General features: G+C 75.0%; 18 protein-coding genes. 8 read left to right on the top strand and 10 right to left on the bottom strand.

Annotated elements, in window-relative coordinates; all coding sequences use genetic code 11:
- Window positions 1–14 precede the first annotated feature (14 nt).
- Window positions 15–704: a hypothetical protein gene (locus tag CLV92_RS12845; protein WP_104433206.1), complete on the bottom strand. Its 690-nt coding sequence runs from the start codon at window positions 702–704 to the stop codon at window positions 15–17.
- A 90-nt stretch (window positions 705–794) separates the two neighbouring features.
- Here CLV92_RS12845 and CLV92_RS12850 point away from each other — a divergent pair, with 90 nt between their 5' ends.
- Window positions 795–1,808 carry an NADP-dependent oxidoreductase gene (locus CLV92_RS12850; protein ID WP_104433207.1) on the top strand — a complete coding sequence of 338 codons (1,014 nt, stop codon included), beginning with the start codon at window positions 795–797 and terminating at the stop codon, window positions 1,806–1,808.
- 3 nt (window positions 1,809–1,811) lie between these two features.
- Here CLV92_RS12850 and CLV92_RS12855 read toward each other — a convergent pair whose 3' ends face one another.
- Window positions 1,812–3,080 carry a hypothetical protein gene (locus CLV92_RS12855; RefSeq protein WP_104433208.1) on the bottom strand — a complete coding sequence of 423 codons (1,269 nt, stop codon included), beginning with the start codon at window positions 3,078–3,080 and terminating at the stop codon, window positions 1,812–1,814.
- Between the two features lie 128 nt (window positions 3,081–3,208).
- On the opposite strand from CLV92_RS12855, the gene CLV92_RS12860 reads away from it, so the two are divergent.
- The gene (locus tag CLV92_RS12860; RefSeq protein WP_104433209.1) at window positions 3,209–4,597 is read left to right on the top strand and encodes a pyridoxal phosphate-dependent decarboxylase family protein; all 1,389 of its coding nucleotides are present in this window, start codon (window positions 3,209–3,211) and stop codon (window positions 4,595–4,597) included.
- Here the strand turns inward: CLV92_RS12860 and CLV92_RS12865 are convergent.
- From CLV92_RS12865 to mscL, 7 genes are all read right to left on the bottom strand, one after another.
- Window positions 4,587–6,071, bottom strand: a complete 1,485-nt coding sequence (locus CLV92_RS12865) for a hypothetical protein (RefSeq protein ID WP_104433210.1) — start codon at window positions 6,069–6,071, stop codon at window positions 4,587–4,589. The two genes, CLV92_RS12860 and CLV92_RS12865, sit on opposite strands and share 11 nt — an antisense overlap.
- Entirely contained in the window at window positions 6,068–6,406 is a 339-nt protein-coding gene (locus CLV92_RS12870) for a helix-turn-helix transcriptional regulator (RefSeq protein WP_104433255.1), read from the bottom strand. The genes CLV92_RS12865 and CLV92_RS12870 overlap by 4 nt, the downstream gene beginning before the upstream one ends.
- A gap of 286 nt (window positions 6,407–6,692) precedes the next feature.
- The gene (locus CLV92_RS12875) at window positions 6,693–8,192 is read right to left on the bottom strand and encodes a hypothetical protein (RefSeq protein WP_104433211.1); all 1,500 of its coding nucleotides are present in this window, start codon (window positions 8,190–8,192) and stop codon (window positions 6,693–6,695) included.
- Window positions 8,189–8,869 (bottom strand): ABC transporter ATP-binding protein, encoded by a 681-nt coding sequence (locus tag CLV92_RS12880; RefSeq protein ID WP_104433212.1) that lies wholly within the window; start codon window positions 8,867–8,869, stop codon window positions 8,189–8,191. The genes CLV92_RS12875 and CLV92_RS12880 overlap by 4 nt, the downstream gene beginning before the upstream one ends.
- Window positions 8,866–9,459: a PadR family transcriptional regulator gene (locus CLV92_RS12885; protein WP_104433213.1), complete on the bottom strand. Its 594-nt coding sequence runs from the start codon at window positions 9,457–9,459 to the stop codon at window positions 8,866–8,868. Before CLV92_RS12885 ends, CLV92_RS12880 begins: the two co-directional genes overlap by 4 nt.
- A 303-nt stretch (window positions 9,460–9,762) precedes the next feature.
- Window positions 9,763–10,677 (bottom strand): universal stress protein, encoded by a 915-nt coding sequence (locus tag CLV92_RS12890; RefSeq protein WP_146099517.1) that lies wholly within the window; start codon window positions 10,675–10,677, stop codon window positions 9,763–9,765.
- A gap of 120 nt (window positions 10,678–10,797) precedes the next feature.
- On the bottom strand, window positions 10,798–11,244 hold the full coding sequence (gene mscL / locus CLV92_RS12895; protein ID WP_104433256.1) for a large conductance mechanosensitive channel protein MscL: 447 nt from the start codon (window positions 11,242–11,244) through the stop codon (window positions 10,798–10,800).
- Between the two features lie 164 nt (window positions 11,245–11,408).
- Between mscL and CLV92_RS12900 the strand changes: the two genes are divergently transcribed.
- Window positions 11,409–12,629, top strand: coding sequence for a lycopene cyclase family protein (locus CLV92_RS12900; RefSeq protein ID WP_211291101.1), 1,221 nt, complete (start codon window positions 11,409–11,411; stop codon window positions 12,627–12,629).
- A gap of 45 nt (window positions 12,630–12,674) precedes the next feature.
- On the opposite strand, the gene CLV92_RS12905 is transcribed toward CLV92_RS12900, so the two are convergent.
- Window positions 12,675–13,286, bottom strand: coding sequence for a YceI family protein (locus CLV92_RS12905; RefSeq protein ID WP_104433215.1), 612 nt, complete (start codon window positions 13,284–13,286; stop codon window positions 12,675–12,677).
- Window positions 13,287–13,468: 182 nt separating this feature from the next.
- On the opposite strand from CLV92_RS12905, the gene CLV92_RS12910 reads away from it, so the two are divergent.
- The 5 genes from CLV92_RS12910 to CLV92_RS12930 form a co-directional block, all read left to right on the top strand.
- Window positions 13,469–14,485 (top strand): LacI family DNA-binding transcriptional regulator, encoded by a 1,017-nt coding sequence (locus tag CLV92_RS12910; protein WP_104433216.1) that lies wholly within the window; start codon window positions 13,469–13,471, stop codon window positions 14,483–14,485.
- Window positions 14,486–14,713: 228 nt separating this feature from the next.
- Entirely contained in the window at window positions 14,714–16,033 is a 1,320-nt protein-coding gene (locus CLV92_RS12915; protein WP_104433217.1) for an ABC transporter substrate-binding protein, read from the top strand.
- 89 nt (window positions 16,034–16,122) lie between these two features.
- Window positions 16,123–17,154, top strand: a complete 1,032-nt coding sequence (locus CLV92_RS12920; protein ID WP_104433218.1) for a carbohydrate ABC transporter permease — start codon at window positions 16,123–16,125, stop codon at window positions 17,152–17,154.
- Window positions 17,151–18,050: a carbohydrate ABC transporter permease gene (locus CLV92_RS12925; protein ID WP_104433219.1), complete on the top strand. Its 900-nt coding sequence runs from the start codon at window positions 17,151–17,153 to the stop codon at window positions 18,048–18,050. Before CLV92_RS12920 ends, CLV92_RS12925 begins: the two co-directional genes overlap by 4 nt.
- Window positions 18,051–18,145: 95 nt before the next feature.
- Window positions 18,146–18,300 (top strand): family 1 glycosylhydrolase (locus CLV92_RS12930; protein WP_146099518.1); only part of this gene is annotated, 155 nt, incomplete at its 3' end.

Consider the following 18,300-nt stretch of genomic DNA (forward strand, 5'->3'; position numbering starts at 1 on the left):
CCGCCGGCTGAGCGCTACCGCCGGGCAAGCCAGACGCGCAGGGGCCCGAGCGGCTCGAAGCCGTGCTCCAGGGCGGTCGCGAGGTCGTCGCCGTGCTCGTAGCCGACGAGGGGCGTGCCGGGCTGCAGGGCCGCGGCGGCGGCCGTGCACCCCGACCAGGCGGCCCCGGGCGGGGTCCCCTCGACGGCGAACACGTTGGACAGCCCGATCGCGCCGGCGGCGAGGTTCAGCACACCGCCCGCCACGACGCGCCCGCCCTCGCGGACGGCGAGCACCGTGACGCCCGGCTCGTGGAGGAGGGCGGGCGAGAACGGGTGCGGCTCGTCCCCGCCGCCGCTCCAGGCGTCCACCCACTCCAGGAGCTCGCCTGCGTCGCGCACCGGTTCCGCGGCGGGTCCGCCCACCCGTCCGGGCCCGCGCCGGATCCAGGCCGCCTCGAACAGCATGCGGAAACCCGCGGGGGCCAGGTGCAGGTCGGCGAAGGAGTCCTTGACGGAGCAGCCGGGGGATCCGGTGTCCAGCCGCGCGAGGACGTCCTCGGCCGGCGCGCCGGGGACGAGGGTGACGGCGTCAGGGTGCAGGGGCGGGGTGCGGACGGCGCTGGTCCAGGCCCGGTGGCCGAGCCGGGGTTGCAGCCCGTGGCTGCGGCACACCGCATCGCACCACGCGGCGTTGTTGCGAGCTGCCTGGGCGCGGGGGTCCATCGGGGCACGGTAGCCCGCACGCGCCCCGAGATGCGTGCCGCGGGCAACCACCTACGGTGGAGGTCCCGACCACCACCCCGAGGAGCCTGCATGAGCACCACCGGCCGCGAGATCCGCCTCGCCTCCCGCCCGCAGGGCTGGCCGGGCGCGGAGAACTTCGAGATCGCCGAGGTGCGGGTTCCCGACCCTGCGCCGGGGCAGGTCCTGGTCCGCAACCTGTTCATGTCCGTCGACCCGTACATGCGGGGCCGGATGGACGACCGGGAGTCCTACGTCCCGCCGTTCCAGGTGGGCCGCCCCTTGGACGGGGGAGCGGTGGGGGAGGTGGTCGCCTCCGGCGCCGAGGGGATCCCGGAGGGGACGATGGTGCTGCACGGCCTCGGCTGGCGGGAGTTCGCCCTCCTCGACGCGGCCGCCGTGCGCGTCGTCGACCCGGCCGCGGCGCCCACCCCCTCCGCCTACCTGGGAGTGCTCGGGATGACGGGCCTCACCGCCTACGCCGGGCTGCTGGACGTCGCCGGGTTCCGGGAGGGGGACGCGGTGTTCGTCTCCGGCGCGGCCGGCGCGGTCGGCAGCCTCGTCGGACAGATCGCGAAGCTGCGCGGCGCCTCCCGCGTCGTCGGCAGCGCCGGTTCCGCGCAGAAGGTCGCCCACCTCGTCGAGGACCTGGGCTTCGACGCGGCGTTCGATTACCACGACGGTCCCGTGCACCGGCAGCTGCGCGATGCCGCGCCCGACGGGATCGACGTCTACTTCGACAACGTCGGCGGCGACCACCTGGAGGCCGCCATCGGCTCGCTGCGGCGGTTCGGGCGGGTCGCGCTGTGCGGGGCGATCGCGCAGTACAACGAGACGTCGGCGCCCGCCGCGCCGCGCAACCTCGCCCTCGCCATCGGCAAGGAACTCACCCTGCGCGGTTTCATCGTCGGCTCGCACGGGCACCGCATGCCGGACTTCGTGCAGGAGGTCGGCGGCTGGCTGCGCGAGGGCCGCATCACCTGGCGGGAGACCGTCGTGGACGGGCTGGAGAACGCCCCCGGGGCGTTCCTCGGGCTCCTGCGCGGGGAGAACACCGGGAAGATGGTCGTGCGGCTGGCGGGGTAGGGGTCAGCGTCGCCAGCGGCGGACGCCGAGCCAGCCGCTGAGGACGGCCATGGCCGCGCAGAACACCAGGAACAGCCAGTCCTCGGTGGTGGCCGCGGGTTCGTCGACGAGCGCACCGTCCGTCGCCACCACCCCGACCCACAGGGCGGCCAGCGCGCCGAGGACGACGGTGACGACGAGGTTCACCACGGCCTGCGCCCGCCACAGTCGCCGCAGCCAGCGGGGCTCCTCCTCGGCCGGCACCCGCGACGCCTCCCACGCCGCCCGCCAGGTGCCGGTCCGCTCGTGCAGTTCCGCCCGGTGCAGGGCCGCCGCCGACCGGGGGTCGTGCAGGGCCTGCAGCGCCCCTGCCGGGATGCCCAGGAGTTCCGCGAGTTCCGCGAGCAGCTGTTCGGGAGGTCCGCTGCGGCGCAGCAGCGCCCGCAGCAGGGAGGCGTCGGGCGCGCCGGCGGCCTCGGCGAGCGCGGTGGCGTCCCCGGTCGGGGGGAGCGCCGCCTCGGGCGGATCGCCGGGGCCGGTCCACTCCCACGGCGAGTTCCAGACGTGGGTGTCCTCGGCCCTCCCCCGTCGCCACAGCTGGTAGCCACACTCCGGCCCGTCCTGCCAGAGCAGGACGGCGACGGTGCCGCGGCCTCCGAGGGCGCTCGCCGCGCGGGCCAGGGCGACCAGTTCGGAGGAGGTGGCACCCTCCCGCACGAGGGCGGTCCAGCCGCCGCCGAGGTCGGCGGTCCACGTGGAACCGACGTGCCGGGCGGCGAACCGCGCGGCCGAGGGCGAAGCCCGGGACACGACGACGCTGTGCGTCGGGAGCTCCTCGTGGAGCAGCCGGGGCAAGGGGAGTTCCTCGGTCAGCGCGACGCGCAGGTCGTAGCCGTCCAGCTCCGCCAGCGCCTCGTGGAGGGCGGCTGCCTCCTCCCCGGTGCCGAACGCGCGGGCGAGTTCGTCCGCCACCGAGGCGAGGGCACCACCGCCATCGCCGTCGTCGCCCTCGTCGTAGGAGGCGGTGCGCCCACCCGCGCGGCACACCGACAGCGACAGCAGGCCATCTCGGATCACGACGCACAGCACTGGCGCGGCCAGGACCGCCGACCACCGCAGCGAGAGCTCCTCGCCGTCCGCTGCGCGTGGCAGGCGCACGACGACACTCCCGTCCCCGTCGGGACCCACGAGCGCGGCGCGGCCCTCCGAGTGCAGCAGGGCGACGACGTCGGCGCGTGCGGCGCGGACCACCAGCCGCACGTCGTCGGACCACCCGCTGCCCGCCTCGTCCACACCCCCACCGTGCCAGAGCCGGTGCGCTCCGACGGCCCGGGCAGGCCAAGGCACCCGGTTTGGCCGCTGCCCCCGGCGCGGGAACGGGGCAGGCTCCTCCCGACCGACGCCGCACAGGGAGCGACCCGATGACCGACACCGCCGAACTCGCCCTCCTCGCCGACGCCGACGAGCGCGCCCGCCGCTACACCGCGGGGACCGGCGAGCGGCGGGTGTTCCCCGGCGAGCGGGCGCGCGCGGGGCTGCGAGCCCTCGGTGGCCCGCTGCCGGAGTCGGGCACGGACCCGGCGCGGACCCTGGCGCTGCTCGACGAGCACGCCACCCCCGCCACCGTCGCCTCCAACGACCCGCGCTACTTCGGGTTCGTCATCGGTTCGAGCCTGCCCGCGGCGGCGGCGGCGGAACGCCTCGTCCTGGCGTGGGACCAGTGCGCCTCCACGCCGCTGAACTCCCCGGCCACCGCCGAGGTGGAGCGGATCGCAGGCGAGTGGGTGCTCGAGGTGCTGGACCTGCCCCGGGGTTCCGCGGTGGGTTTCGGCACGAGCGCGACCGCCTGCACCCTCTCCGCGCTGGCGACGGCGCGCCGGGTGCTGCTGGCCCGGCAGGGCTGGGACCTCGGCCGCCGCGGGCTGGCGGGGGCGCCGCGCGTGCGCGTGGTCGTCTCGGAACTGGCGCACGTCACGGTCCTCAAGGCGCTGCGCGTCCTGGGTTTCGGCGACGACGACCTCGCCGTCGCTCCCGTCGACGACCACGGCCGCGTCGACCCGGCCCGGTTGCCGGCGCTGGACGGCAGCACCGTCCTGTGCCTGCAGGCGGGGGAGGTGAACACCGGGGAGTTCGACCCGTTCCCGGAACTCCTCGCCCGGGCGCGGGCCGCGGGGGCATGGGTGCACGTCGACGGGGCGTTCGGCCTGTGGGCGCGGGCGGCCGTGCGCCCGGAGCTGCGGGCCCTGGCCGACGGGGTGGAGGGCGCGGACAGCTGGACCACCGACGCCCACAAGGAGCTGAACACCCCCTACGACTGCGCGATGACCATCTGCCGCGACGCGGGGGCGCTGGCCGCGACGCTGAACGCGGACGCCGCCTACTCCCCGGCGCTGGAGGGGGTGGAACCGCAGAAGAACCTCACCCTGGAGTTCTCCCGCCGCCCGCGCGGCATCAGCGTGTGGGCGGCCCTGCACAGCCTCGGTCGGGAGGGCGTCGCGGAACTCGTGGAACGGCACTGCGACCTGGCGCGCAGGGTGGCGGACGGCCTGCGCGCGGCGGGGTTCACCGTCTGCAACCGGGTGGTGCTCAACCAGGTGCTGGTCCGCGCCGGGGACGACGAGCGGACGCGGGCGGTGCTGCGGGCGGCGCAGGAGTCGGGGCGGACGTGGTTCGGTGCCACGACGTGGCAGGGCCGGGTGGCGTTCCGGATCAGCGTCTCGTCGTGGCGCACGCGGGAGGAGCACGTCGACGCGCTGGTGGAACTGCTGGTGGAGGCGTCGGCCTCGGTCCGGGGCGGGGTCACGCGGTAGCGGCCGTGCGGCGCGTTCCGGAGCGCCGCGTCAGCCGGCCCACCACGGCGGCCACCAGGAGCGCGCCCAGCGCCGATGCGGCGAGCCGCCAGGGCAGGGGCCAGCGGCCCCGGTGCGCTTCGCCGGGTTCGCGCACCACGGCGGGTGCCAGGTCGGCGGTCGCCAGGTGCAGCCTCACCACGGCGAACTCGCCGTCGGTGGGGATGCTGCTGACGGGCGTCACCTCCTGCGTCGAGAGGCTGAGCGCGTCGATGCGGACGGACTCCGCGCCGGTGCCGGCCGGGGGGTCCGTCGCGGCGAGGAGCAGGCGGTCCGCGCCCGCCCAGGCGAGGAACGTGGCCCCGGCCGGGACGGCGGGCAGGGGCACGGCGTCCGTGCTGCCGGGGCGTGCGGGGACGGCGGTGGTGGGGCGCACGAGGCACCCCTGGTCCGGGCAGGACGCGTCGTAGGCGCCGGTTCCGAACCCGGTGGCCAGGAGTCGTCCGTCCGGTGACCAGGCCCCCGGCCCGGCCAGGCGGTGCCCCGCCGGCAGGTCGAGGTGGCGCCGGGTGCGTCCGTCCGCCCCCAGCACGACGGTCGTCTCGCCGGGACGGGGGGATCCCTCGGCGGCCTGCTGCACGGCGAGTTCCGTCCCGTCGGGTGACCAGGCGGCGACCACGGGCGGCGCCGCGAGGTCGGTGGTGGTGACCCGACCGGTGCGCAGGTCGAGCAGGTGCAGGGCGGCCTTCGTCCCGGGCGGCTGTTCCTCGTGGGCGGGCGCGCCGGACACCGCCAGGGCGAGGAAGCCGCCGTCGGGTGAGAGGGCGAGGGGAACGGTCCGCGCGGCGTCGCCGACGGGCCAGGTGCGCACCTCCCCGGTGGTCAGGTCCTGCACGGCCACGTCGGCGGGCCGGCCGCTCAGGTCGCCGACGGCGACGCTGCGCCCGTCCGGGGACAGCAGCATGGGGGCCGGATCCCCCTGCTGAGAGGGGGAGGAGCGGCGCTCGGCGAGGTCGAGGCGGCGGTACTCGTCCGCCTGCGCGCCCACGACGACGGCCTGCGGGAAGTCGACGAGTTCCACGCCGAGGCCCTGCTGGTACAGGGCGGCGGCGCGGCCCGGCGGGTCGGTGGAGGCGTCGCCCGTGAGGAGGGAGTACCCGGCGAACCGGCTGGGCAGGGTGGCGGTCCCGGGTTCCGCCGCGGGCGCGGGGCCGGCGGGCAGGGAGGTCAAGAGCACCGTCGCGGCGAGGGCGGCGATCCCCGCGGCGGGGCCGGGGTTCCGGCGGGCGGCGGTGCCGGCCTCCTGCGACCAGGCGCGGGACCCGGCGCGCAGCAGGTCGAGGCGCTCGGCGGCCGTGGCGCGGCGCTGCCCGGGTGCTGCCGCGTCGAGGAGGACGGAGAGCAGTTCCTCCTCGCGCCGCTGCCGGTACCGGGGCGGGAACCAGCGCAGCATCCGCCGGTAGGAGTCCTCCAGGGGATCGGGCCGCGGGTTCACGCGAACTGCCCGTGGGCGCCGCCGAGGGTGGGGCGGGCGCGGAGCCGCTGCTGCGCCGCCTCGGCCTGGCTCCGGCGCCGTTCGGCCTCGGTGGCGAGCTGCTCGGCGCCGAGCGCGGTGAGCCGGTAGTAGCGGCGGAGCCGGGAGTCGACGACCTCTTCGTGGTCGAGTTCGACGAGGCCCTCCGCGGCCATGCGGTCGAGTGCGCCGTACAGCGTTCCCACACGCAGGACGACGTCGCCGCCGGAGAGCGCCTCGACGTCCTTGAGGATGCCGTAGCCGTGCTGCGGCCCGGTGGCGAGCGCGGTGAGGACGAGGAAGGACGGCTCCTGCAGCCGTTTCGGGCTCACGTGACGAACATACTCCGCTCACCGGAGCATGGCCAGGCTGTTCCTCCTGTGCGGGCCGGGCGCGGGGGTGGGCGGGGACGTTCGGCGGGCGGCGCGCCGGTGTCGCCCGGCCGAACGTCCCCGCGCCGGCCAGCGCGGGGGTGGGCGGGGACGTTGCGCAAACGGCGCGCCGGTGTCGCCCGGCCGAACGTCCCCGTGCCACCTCCTCCCGCGGGACGACGAAGGGGGCAGCGCACCCCGAGCGCGCTGCCCCCTTCCGCTGGAACCCCGCTCAGGGGGTGCGCAGGTTCTCCAGCGCGGCCGCCGCCCGCACCCGCCCCGCCAGCGCACGGGCCAGCACCCGGCAGGCGAGGACGACGGCGGCGGCGTTCAGGGCGGCGACCAGCAGGATCGACGCCGGCAGCCAGCGGAGCGCGTCGACCGTGGCGCCCAGGGTGAGCGTCCCGTAGAGCAGGCCCCCGAGGACGATGCCCGCCGTCATCGCGGGGAGCGCGGTCGCGGTGAGGGCGCGGGCCTGCACGGCGACGAGCCGCGTGGTGTCCGCCCCCAGAGCGTCGGTGGAGGCGACCGCCCGGCGCGCCCCCAGCAGGTGGTCGGTCAGGCTGAGCGCGAGGGCTGCCAGCGCCACGAGGATCGCGACCGCCGCGACCGCCGCAGCCAGGGCGACGCCGGTGACGTAGAAGGCGACGTCGTGGCTGTCCACGGGTTCGGTGCCGAAGAAGGCCAGGAAGGCGGCCTCGACGCCGAAGGAGAACCCGCAGAGGAACAGCACCCCGGCGGCCGCCGCCACCGCCCTCGGGTTCCCGGCCCGCTGCGCCGCCGCCAGCACCGCGGCGGCCGGGTCGCGCGGGTGCAGGAACCCCACCCGCAGCGGGCGGGTCCGCCGCGGCCTCGTGCTGGTTCCCCGGGCGGCCCGGCGGGCGCTGGCCGCCCCCGCCGCCCACAGCAGCAGGAGCAGTTCCGCCAGCAGCAGGGCGAACGACAGGACGCCGGAGAGGCCGGGGACGGCGAAGACGGGGAAGAGCCCGATCGCGGCCACGACGGGCAGCACCACGTGCAGCCGGGACGGCGCCTCGGCGCGGGCCCGGGCCGCGAGCGGGCCGCTGCCGCGCCGCGCCGAGGACCAGGTGCCCAGGACGGCCCCTGCCGCGGCCAGGGCCAGGACCACCCCGAGCCAGGCCAGGCCCAGCCACGGCTCCGGCGCCGGCAGCAGCCGTGAACCGTAGGGCGGGGCGAGGCCGAGGACGAGCCACGCCACGAGGTAGGCGGGGCCGGCCAGCATGCCACCCAGGGCGAAGGCCGACGCGGTGCGCCGCACCCGAACCCGGCGCAGGTCCGCCGGGGCGGCGCCGGCCAGGGTGAGCAGGGCAGCCTCCCGCTCGAGCGCGAGGCTGCCGACCCGGGCGGCCTGCAGCGCCAGCGCGACGAACGGCAGGACGAGCAGCACCGCGGCGAGCGTGGTGCCGGATCGCAGGCCGGTGTCGGCGACGAAGGAGATCAGCCCGCCGGGTGCCTGCAGGATCTCCTCCTGCACCTTCGTGCCGTCGGGCAGCGTGTAGTGCAGGGTGCTTCCGGTCGGCTCGGTGCTGCGGACCGCCGCGATGGCCGCGGCCATCAGCAGCGCCACCCCGATGCCCGTCGCGGCGGCCGTGGTGGCGCCCGCCCGAAGCCGGTCCACCGGGGTGCGGGGCCGGCTGAGCTCCCGCAGCACCTCCCGGCTCATCCGCCCGGCGGGGGCGGGGGTCTCCGGGTGCGTGGCGACGGCGCTCACCGCAGCACCGCCTCGTGCTCGATGCTGCCCGTCCGCAGGCGGACCTCGCGGTCGGCGAGGGCCGCGACGGTGTTGTCGTGGGTGACGAGGACGAGCGCGGCCCCGCCCAGGCGCGCGGCCGACATCAGCAGCCCGAGCACCTGGCGGGCGCCCGCGGGGTCGAGGCTGGCGACGGGTTCGTCGGCGAACAGGACCCGAGGGGAGGTGATGAGCGCCCGGGCGACGGCGGCGCGCTGCGCCTGCCCACCCGAGACCTCCGCGGGCACCGCCTGCGCCGCGTCCTGGAGGCCGACGCGTTCCAGGGCCTCCTGCGCGGCGGTCCGCGACTGCGCGAGGTCGCCGCCGTCCAGGAGCAGCGGCAGGGCGACGTTGTCCAGCAGCGGCAGGTCCGGGACGAGCTGGCCGTACTGCAGCACGATGCCCACCTCGCGGCGGCGCAGCACGGCGCGGGCGGTCTCGTCGAGGTGGTGCAGGTCCTGCCCGAGGAGGCTCGCGCGTCCCTCCTGGGGGCGCAGCAGGCCGGCGGCGACGTGCAGGAGGGTGGACTTCCCGCACCCGCTCGGGCCCGTGACGGCGACGACCTCGCCCGGGACGACGGAAAGCGAGACATGCTGCAGGGCAGGGGTTCTGGCGTACGAGTGGGACACGCCCACCAGTTCGACGGCGGGTGCGTTCATCGGGTCTCCTCGAGGGGGCCGAGCTCCGGGGCTCCGGCAGGGGGTGCGTCGGGGGGTGTGGCAGGGGCGTTCGCGGGGCGCGACAGGGAGTCCACGGCCTCGTCGAGCCAGCGCAGGTCCGCGTCCAGGTGGAGGACGGCGTGGCGGCGCGCCAGGTGCAGGGCGACGTCGGTGTCCGCGCCGTCCAGCCCCTGCAGTTCCCGCATGCGGCGCAGGTGCGCGGTGCGCTGGCGCAGCACCACCTGCCGCGCCGCGCCCTCCCCGCGGGCGGCGCGCAGGGCCACGACGGTCTTGCGGACGATGTCCTCGGGGCCGGTGCCGGCCGGGGGTGCCGGTTCGGTCAGCCATTCCTCCAGCCGCTGCCGCCCCGCGTCGGTGACCGCGTAGACGGTGCGTTCTGGCCCTCCCTCGGTGCGGGTCTCGACCACTTCGGCCAGCCCGTCGCGCACCAGCCGCCCGAGGGTCGCGTACACCTGCCCGAAGGCCAGCGGCTTGGCGTCGGGGAACCAGGCGTCGTGCTCCTTCTTCACCTCGTAGCCGTGGCGCGGGCCGGGCAGCAGCAGCGCCAGGTGCAGCTCGGTCAGGGACATGCTCTGAGTATGCACCACGAGTATGTACTGAGTGAATAGTCGGGCGGATCCGTCCCAGCGCGGGTGTCGGCGGGGACGTTGCGCAAACGGCGCGCCGGTGTCGCCCGGCCGAACGTCCCCGCCCCGGCCAGCGCGGGGGTGGGCGGGGACGTTGCGCGGGCGGCGCGCCGGTGTCGCCCGGCCGAACGTCCCCGCCCCGGCCAGCGCGGGGGTGGGCGGGGACGTTGCGCAGGCGGCGCGCCGGTGTCGCCCGGCCGAACGTCCCCGCGCCGGGGCCCGCACCAGCCCGCGCCGGGCCCGGCCTCAGTGGACGACGACCACCGGGGAGGCCGCCGCGCACAGCACCGTCCGGCTGACCGAGCCGAGCAGGCGCCCGGTGAGGCTCGGGCGCCCGCGGTTGCCCAGCACCACGAGCGCCGCCTGGTGCGAGGCGCTGACGAGGCAGCCGCCCGCCCCGTCCTGCACCACCTGCACGTCCACGTCGAGGCGGGGGTGGGCCATCCGGGCGAGGGCTGCTGCGGGCCGCGTCACCGCCTCGCAGTCCAGCGCCAGCGTCGTGAGGGTTCCGCTCTCCGAGGGGTCCAGCCAGCGGGAGCGGGGGGCCGGGGCGGGCTGCGCGGAGACGATCGTGAGGCCGAGCCTGGCGCGGGCGGCGTGGTCCGCGGCGAAGGCCAGCGCGCGGGCGGCACCCTCCGAGCCGTCGATGCCGACGACGACCCGCCCGGCGGTCGCCCACGAGAACGGCGTCAGGTCGTCCCCGGCGTGCTCGGGCCGGCGGTCGGGGCGCACCACCACGACGGGGCAGCGCGCGGACGTCGCGACCGCCACGCTGACGGAGCCGAGCACGAGGCCCGCGAGGCTGCCGTGGCCGCGGCTGCCGGTGACCAGGAGGTCCGCGTAGTGGGACTCCTGCTGCAGCACCGCAGCGGCGGAGCCGGCGCGCACCTCGCCGCTGACGCGGGAGGCGGGTGCGAGTTCCGAGGCCCGCTCCACCGCGGCGTCGACGGCGACCTGCGCGGCCTCGCGGGCGGCGTCGAGGACGTTGCCCGCGGTGAAGGCGGCGGAGGTCGCGGGGGAGACGGGAGCGCGGACCGCGGTGACGATGCGCAGGTCGGCGCCGCGGCGGCGGGCGTCCTCGGCGGCCCACTCCAGGGCGCGCTCGGCCTGCCACGAGCCGTCGACGCCGACCACGATCGTCGGGTGGTCCCGTCGGGACACCGGTTCCTCCTCGGGTGCTCCGGAGGGGACCGCGTCGGTGCGGTCCGTGCCCACACCATGCGGGCGCGCCCCGGTGGGCGCAAGCAGTTCGCCCGTTTCGGCCCTGCCGGACCGGTCCAGTCAGCCCCGCTCGGCGCGGGTGCTGCCCGCGGGGCCGTCCGGCGCGGCCGCGGCGCCGTCCGGCGTGGCGTGCTCGCGCAGCAGGTCGCGGATCTCGGTGAGGAGCTGCACGTCGGCGGGGACGGCCTTCGGCTCGGCCTCCTCCCCCTCCCGCATGCGCAGGAACAGCCGGTTCACGGGCGTGACGATGAAGAAGTAGACGACGGCCGCGACGATGAGGAAGTTCACGATCGCGCCGAGGACGTCGCCGAAGCCGAACTCCGTCTGCCCGATCGTCTGGTTCAGCCCCGACATCTCCCGCTCCCCGCCGACCGCGGCGATGAGCGGGTTGATGAGGCCCTCGACCATGGCGTTGACGACCTTCGTGAACGCGGCGCCGATGACGACGGCCACGGCGAGGTCGATGACGTTGCCCCGGAGCACGAAGTCCTTGAACCCGCTGATCAGCGACATGCCCGGGACCCTAGGGGCGGACCGGCACCCGGGCACGGTGACAGCCGTCCTGCGGGCACGCCCGGAGCGGCGGCGCGGCGGGCGCGTGCGGCGGCGCGCCGGGCTCTGCCCGCAGGCTCGCTGTCGGCCGGCGTCCCGGCGTGGGGCAGGGTGGCGGCGTGGAGGAGCTGACGGCGGACGTGGCGCTCGTGGGGCTGGGGGCCGCCGGGGGCAGCCTGCTGCGGGCGCTGGTGCGCGACGGGCGGGCGCGGGCGGGGCGCCGGCCGCTGCGGGTCGTGGCGGTGGAGGCGCCCTCGGCCTCGGCCCGGCGCAGCGCGTCGAGGTCCTGGTGCACGTGGGGGCCGCCCGGCTGGCGCTACGAGGGCGACGTCGCGGCGCGCTGGTCCCGCGTGCGGGTGGTGGACGGCCGGGGCGGGGTCGTGGAGGAGGCGCTGGACCCGCTGGAGTACCGCCTCGTCCGCTCGGGCGACTTCGAGGCGGCGGTGGCGGCCTGCGCGGCGGGGGCGGAGGGGGTGGAGCTGCGCCGTGCCGAGGTGCTGGAGGTGGCCGACGGCGTGGCCGGCGCCTCGGTGCGGGCGCGGGCCGACGACGGCGGGGAACTGCTGGTGCGGGCGCGCTGGGCGCTGGACTCGCGCCCACCCGCCCTTCCCGTCCCGGGTCGCGGCCGGACGGTGCTCCTGCAGCACTTCCGGGGCTGGCGGGTGCGCACCGCGGAGCCGGTGTTCGACGCGGGCGCCGCGACCCTCATGGACTTCCGGGTGCCGCAGCCGGCGCGGGGGACGGCCTTCGGCTACGTCCTGCCGACCTCGGCGCGGGAGGCGCTGGTGGAGTACACGGAGTTCTCCCGGCAGCCGCTGACGCGGGCGCGCTACGAGGAGGCGCTGCGGGCCTACCTGCGCGGGGCGCTGGGCGTGGGGGAGTTCGAGGTGCTGGAGGCGGAGTCGGGGGTGATCCCGATGACGGACGTGCCGTTCGAGCCGCGGGCGGGCCGGTCGGTGTTCCGCATCGGTGCCGCGGGGGGTGCGGTGCGGCCCTCGACGGGGTACGCGTTCAGCGCGGTGCAGCGGCAGGTGGACGCGGTGGTGGCGGCGCTGGCGGTGGGGGAGGTCCCGGTTCCGCCCGTGCCGCACCGCCGGCGGCACCTGCTGATGGACGCCGTGGTGCTGCGGGCACTGGACTCGGGGACGGTGCGGGGGTCGGAGCTGTTCCCGGAGCTGTTCCGCCGCAACGGGGCCGCGCGCGTGCTGCGGTTCCTGGACGGGCGCTCGACGGTGCGGGACGAGGTGCGGGTGATGGCCTCGGCGCCGCGGGCGCGGATGCTGCGGACCGTCGGGGGTCTGGCGCTGTCCGCACCTGCCCGCCGACGGCCCGCCCGCTGAGCCCCGCCCGCCGGGTTGCGCCCGCTGAGTTGCACCCGCGGGGGCTCACGCCTGGAGGACGGCCTCGATGTCGAGCTGGAGGTCGACCTTGTCGGAGACGACGAGGCCGCCGGTCTCGAGGCGGGCGTCGAAGTCGACGCCGAAGTCGCGGCGGTTGATCTGGCCGGTGGCGGAGAAGCCGGCGCGGGTGCCGCCGTAGGCGTCGGGGCCGAAGCCGCTGACCTCCAGCCGCAGGGAGACGGGCCGGGTGACGCCCTTGAGGGTGAGCTCGCCGTCGAGGGCGAAGTCCTCCCCGTCGAAGCGGAGGGTGCGGGAGCGGTAGGTCATCGTGGGGTGCGCCTCGACCTCGAAGAAGTCGGCGTTGCGCAGGTGGGCGTCGCGGGCCTCGTTGAAGGTGGTCACCGAGGCCATGGCGATGGTGGCGGTGACGGAGGACTCGCGGGGGTCCTCCGAGGTGACGATCTCGCCGCTGACCTCGCCGAAGCGGCCGCGGACCTTGCTGACGGCCATGTGCCGGACGGTGAAGGAGACCTCGGAGTGGGCGGCGTCGATGACCCAGGTGCCGGCCTGGTAGCCGGGGATCGCCGGGAGCGCCTGCTGGGTGGGCAGGGTGGGGGCGTCGGTGGCGGTGTCGCTCTTGGCGCGGAACCAGGACATCGGGTTCTCCTCAGGTAGTTGCGAGTTCAACTGCTTTGACAGTAGCGGGAACCTGCTTGAAGACGCAACTATTCCGTCGCCCGACTGCTCCGGGACACCGTGCGCCCCGAGGTGGGACAGTGGCCCTCCCGATCTCGTCCCGATCCGCCCCCCCCGTCGGGGCGCAGCCCGCAGGAGGTGCCGTGCCCGCGACCGGCGCGCCGACCCTGGAGTCCGTCGCGGCTCGCGCCGGCGTCTCGCGAGCCACGGCCGGGCGCGTCCTGTCCGGATCCACCAAGGTCAGTCCCGCCGCCCGCGAGGCCGTCCTGCAGGCCGCCACGGAGCTGCACTACGTCGCCAACCAGGCCGCGCGCGCGCTCGTCACCCGGCGCAGCGGCTCGGTGGCCCTCGTGGTGGTCGAGCCCGTGGAGCGCTTCTTCTCGGACTCCTACTTCCCGCTGATCCTCAACGGGGCGCAGTCCGTGCTCGCGGAGCGGGAGGTCCAGCTCGTCCTGGCCGTCCTCTCCACCGCCCGGGAGCGCGAGCGCTTCGAGCGCTACGCCCGCAGCGGGCACGTCGACGGCGCGATCCTCGTCTCCGTCCACGGCGCGGACCCGCTGCCGCAGCACCTGCGCGACGCCGGCATTCCGGTCGTGCTCTCCGGGCGCCCGTACTCGCAGGAGTCCACGGTGCCCTTCGTCTCCACCGACAACGCCGTCGGCGCCCGCCTCGCGGTGCGCCACCTCGTCGAGGCGGGCTGCCACCACATCGCCACCGTGACCGGCCCCATGGACATGTCCGCCGCGCAGGACCGGCTCGAGGGGTTCCGGGCCGAGCTGCGGGCGCACCGGCGCCGCGTCCCCGCCCGCGCCGTCGCCTCGGGCGACTTCGCCGTCGCCGGTGGGCGCGAGGCGATGCGGGCGCTGCTGGAGCAGTACCCCGAGCTCGACGGCGTCTTCGTCGCCAACGACCAGATGGCGGCCGGCGCGCTCCAGGCGCTCGCCGCGGCCGGGCGCTCCGTGCCCGCGGACGTGCGGGTGGTGGGCTTCGACGACGCGCCGCTGGCCGCCGCGGCCACCCCGCCGCTGACGACGGTGTGCCAGCCCGTGGTGGAGATGGGGCGCGCCCTGGCGACCATGCTGCTGCGCATCGTCGAGGGCGAGGAGTCGCCGGAGTCGGTGATCGTGCAGCCCGAGCTGATCGTGCGCGCCTCCGCCTGATCCGCGCCTGATCCGCGGCCGCTCCGGCTGCTCCGTCCGGGTTCCTCCCGGCGCGTTGCATCACGAGTTCGCAACGGCTGGTTGACACGCCGCCCCCTGTGCGGCGAACCTACTCGACACACCCCTTGAGAGCGCTCTCACTCACCAGGGCAGAACTTGAGAGCGCTCTCACACCGCCATCCGGTCAACGACGATTCCGCCCCGCTCCGGGGACGGCGAGGAGCCTCCATGCGCAGTACGAAGAAGACGACCATCGCCTCTCTCGCGGTGATGGTCAGCGGCGCCCTGCTGCTCAGCAGCTGCGGCTCCAGCGACGCCGGCTCGTCGGAGGCCTCCGAGTCCTCCGCCGGCGGGGAGGGCAAGACCGTCCTCACCGTCTCCCTCTTCGGCACGATGGGCTTCGAGGAGTCGGGCCTCTTCGACGAGTACGAGAAGCAGAACCCGAACATCGACATCAAGTACGAGTCCACCCAGGGCGAGACGAAGTACTGGCCGGCGCTGCAGACCAAGCTGCAGTCCGGGACCGGCCTCGCCGACATCCAGGGCATCGAGGTCGCGCGCATCGCCGACGTCGTCGCCAACCAGTCGGACAAGTGGACCGACCTCAGCCAGTTCGTCACCAAGGAGCAGGTCCCGAACTACCTGGAGTGGAAGGCCGAGGCCGCCACCACCGAGGACGGCAAGGTCCTGGCCCTGGGCACCGACATCGGCCCCATGGGCATCTGCTACCGCAGCGACCTGCTCGAGCAGGCCGGCCTGCCCACCGACCCGGCCGAGCTCGCCGCGAAGATGCCCGACTGGGATGCGTACCTGGAGCTCGGCCGCCAGTACAAGGCCAACGCCCCCGCCGGCTCGGCGTGGACCGACTTCGGCGGCGGTCTCTACAACGCGATCGTCTCCACCGAGGAGACCATCTACTACGACGAGTCCGGCGAGCCGGTCTGGGACTCCAACCCGGCCGTGAAGGAGGCGTTCGACACCGCCGCCGAGGCCGGGCAGGAGGGCCTCACCGCCAAGCTCGAGCAGTTCAACGACCCGAACTGGGAGCCCGCCTTCGCCAACGGCGGCTTCGCCACCATCGCCTGCCCGTCCTGGATGATCGGCTACATCAAGGGCAAGGCCGGCGACGCGGGCGCGGGCAAGTGGAACGTCACTTCCCTGCCCGGCGGCGCCGGCGGCAACTGGGGTGGCTCCTACCTCGCCATCCCGGAGGCCTCCGAGAACAAGGAGGAGGCCGCCAAGCTCATCAAGTGGATGACCGACGCCGAGCAGCAGGCCACCGTCTTCAACAACGTCGGCAACTTCCCCTCCAACAAGGAGGGCATCGCCCTCGTCGGCGACACGACGGACGAGTACTTCCAGAACGCGCCGATCGGCAAGGTGTTCTCCGAGTCCGCGGAGGCCGCCCCCACGCAGATCCTCGGTGAGGGCGACGGCGTCATCAAGACCGCCCTGACCAACGCGCTGCTCTCGGTGGAGGCGAACGGCGTCGCGCCCGCCGACGCCTGGGAGAACGCCAAGGCCGAGATCAGCAACCAGCTCGGCTGAGCAGGTTCCCGCAGGGGCCGGCCGGTGGACCGTCCACCGGCCGGCCCCCGCCGGTCACCCGCCCCCGGACCCGCCGACGAGGAGACGACATGACCCTCTCCAGCACCACGGCACCACCCGCACCCACCGACCGGCCCCCGCGCGTCGTCGTGACGGAGAAGCCCACCTGGAAGCAGCGACTCTTCCGGGCCGAGGAGAAGGGGGCACCCTACGCGTACATCGCCCCGTTCTTCGTCCTCTTCATCATCTTCGGCTTGTTTCCGCTCGTCTACACCGCCTGGATCAGCCTCTACAGCCTCAAGCTCGGCTCGTCGAACGCCGAGTGGGTCGGACTGGAGAACTACGTCTGGCTCTTCGAGAACCCGAAGTTCTACAACGCGCTGTGGAAGACCCTCACCATCGGCGTGCTCGCCACGGTCCCCCAGCTCATGTTCGCCATCGGCCTGGCCCACCTGCTGAACTACCGGATGCGCGGCCGGAACTTCTTCCGCGTCTCGATGATCATGCCGTACGCCACGTCGGTGGCGGCCGCCACGCTCGTCTTCGGGCAGATCTTCGGCGGTGGCAGCGGGTTCGCCAACTGGGTGCTGTCCTTCGTCGGGATCGACGCGATCGACTGGCGCAACGGTGACTGGACGGCGCAGATCGCCATCGCGGTCATCGTCACCTGGCGCTGGACCGGCTACAACGCGCTCATCTACCTCGCCGGCATGCAGTCGATCTCGCAGGACCTCTACGAGTCCGCGGCCCTCGACGGGGCGAACCGCTGGCAGCAGTTCCGGCACATCACGCTGCCCGGCCTGCGCCCCACCATCCTCTTCACCGTCGTCGTCTCCACCATCGGTGCCACCCAGCTCTTCGCCGAGCCGCTGCTGTTCGGTGGGGGCACGGCCAACGGCGGCGCGCTGAACCAGTACCAGACGATCACCCTGTTCATGTACCAGCAGGGCTGGACCTTCGGCTTCCTCGGCCGCGCCGCCGCCATCGCCTGGGTGACGTTCATGCTCATCATCGGCCTGGTCCTGCTCAACACGTGGATCGCCCGCAGGCGCGACCGCGACCCGATGGAGACGGCCGCGAAGAAGGCCCGCAAGGTCGCCGCGAAGGGAGCCCGTCGATGACCGCCACCACCACCTCCGTCCGCCAGGCCGCGATCGCGGCCCCGGAGCCGGGCAACGGGAAGCGGCGCCGCTACCGGGCCCCCGACCAGGCCGGGCCGATGGCCTACGTCATCCTGGTGTTCACGGCGTTCCTCTTCATCATCCCCTTCTACTACATGATCGTCGCGGGTAGCCGGCCGATGGCGGAGATGAACCAGACGCCGCCGCCCTTCCTGCCCGGGGCGGATCTGTGGTCCAACATGGTGAAGGCGTTCCAGCAGCAGAACATCGGGCTGGCGATCTGGAACTCCCTGCTCGTCTCCATCGCGATCACCGCCGCCACCCTGCTGTTCTGCACCCTCGCGGGCTTCGCGTTCGCCAAGCTGCGGTTCCGGGGCAAGGACGCGCTGTTCGGCATCACCATCGCCACCCTGATGATCCCGCCGACCCTCGGCGTGGTGCCGCTCTACATGGTGATGTCCGAGCTGAAGCTGACCGGCAACCTGTGGTCGGTCATCCTGCCGACCATGGTCACGGCGTTCGGCGTGTTCTTCATGCGCCAGTACATCCTGCAGACGCTGCCCGACGAGCTGCTCGAGGCTGCCCGCATGGACGGCGCCACCTTCACCCGCGCGTTCTTCAGCATCGTGCTGCCGATCGCCCGCCCGGGCATGGCCGTGCTCGGGATGCTGACCTTCATGACCGCCTGGAACGAGTTCTTCTGGCCGGTCATCGCCCTGAACTCGTCCAATCCCACCGTCCAGGTCGCGCTGAACAACCTCGGCAGCGGCTACGTGCCCGACCAGTCCGTCATCATGGCGGGCACCCTCGTCGGGACCCTCCCTGTGATCATCGTCTTCCTGATCATGGGCCGCCAGATCGTCAACGGCATCATGGCCGGCGCCGTCAAGGGCTGAGGCCGCACCCCGTCACCACGTCGTCCATCCGGACGCACCCGAGCAACCCCGGAACCCGAGAGGAGGCGGGGTCGCCAGTCGGCGGCCCCGACCACATGACCACGATCCACGAGCGTCCCGCGACCGCAGCCACCCCGACCGCAGCGCCCCGGCCCTTCCCTCCCGGTTTCACGTGGGGGTCGGCGACGGCGTCGTACCAGATCGAGGGTGCGGTGGCCGAGGGTGGGCGCACGCCCTCGATCTGGGACAC

This window comes from Kineococcus xinjiangensis, assembly GCF_002934625.1.
GTDB lineage: Bacteria > Actinomycetota > Actinomycetes > Actinomycetales > Kineococcaceae > Kineococcus_A > Kineococcus_A xinjiangensis.

Bases quoted from the DNA above. Each gene is read 5' to 3' on its own strand.
- CLV92_RS12845 (WP_104433206.1), bottom strand. From the start codon at position 704: ATGGACCCCCGCGCCCAGGCAGCTCGCAACAACGCCGCGTGGTGCGAT.
- CLV92_RS12860 (WP_104433209.1), top strand. From the start codon at position 3,209: ATGACCGACACCGCCGAACTCGCCCTCCTCGCCGACGCCGACGAGCGC.
- CLV92_RS12925 (WP_104433219.1), top strand. From the start codon at position 17,151: ATGACCGCCACCACCACCTCCGTCCGCCAGGCCGCGATCGCGGCCCCG.
- CLV92_RS12850 (WP_104433207.1), top strand. From the start codon at position 795: ATGAGCACCACCGGCCGCGAGATCCGCCTCGCCTCCCGCCCGCAGGGC.
- CLV92_RS12885 (WP_104433213.1), bottom strand. From the start codon at position 9,459: ATGTCCCTGACCGAGCTGCACCTGGCGCTGCTGCTGCCCGGCCCGCGC.
- CLV92_RS12920 (WP_104433218.1), top strand. From the start codon at position 16,123: ATGACCCTCTCCAGCACCACGGCACCACCCGCACCCACCGACCGGCCC.
- CLV92_RS12915 (WP_104433217.1), top strand. From the start codon at position 14,714: ATGCGCAGTACGAAGAAGACGACCATCGCCTCTCTCGCGGTGATGGTC.
- CLV92_RS12905 (WP_104433215.1), bottom strand. From the start codon at position 13,286: ATGTCCTGGTTCCGCGCCAAGAGCGACACCGCCACCGACGCCCCCACC.
- CLV92_RS12880 (WP_104433212.1), bottom strand. From the start codon at position 8,869: ATGAACGCACCCGCCGTCGAACTGGTGGGCGTGTCCCACTCGTACGCC.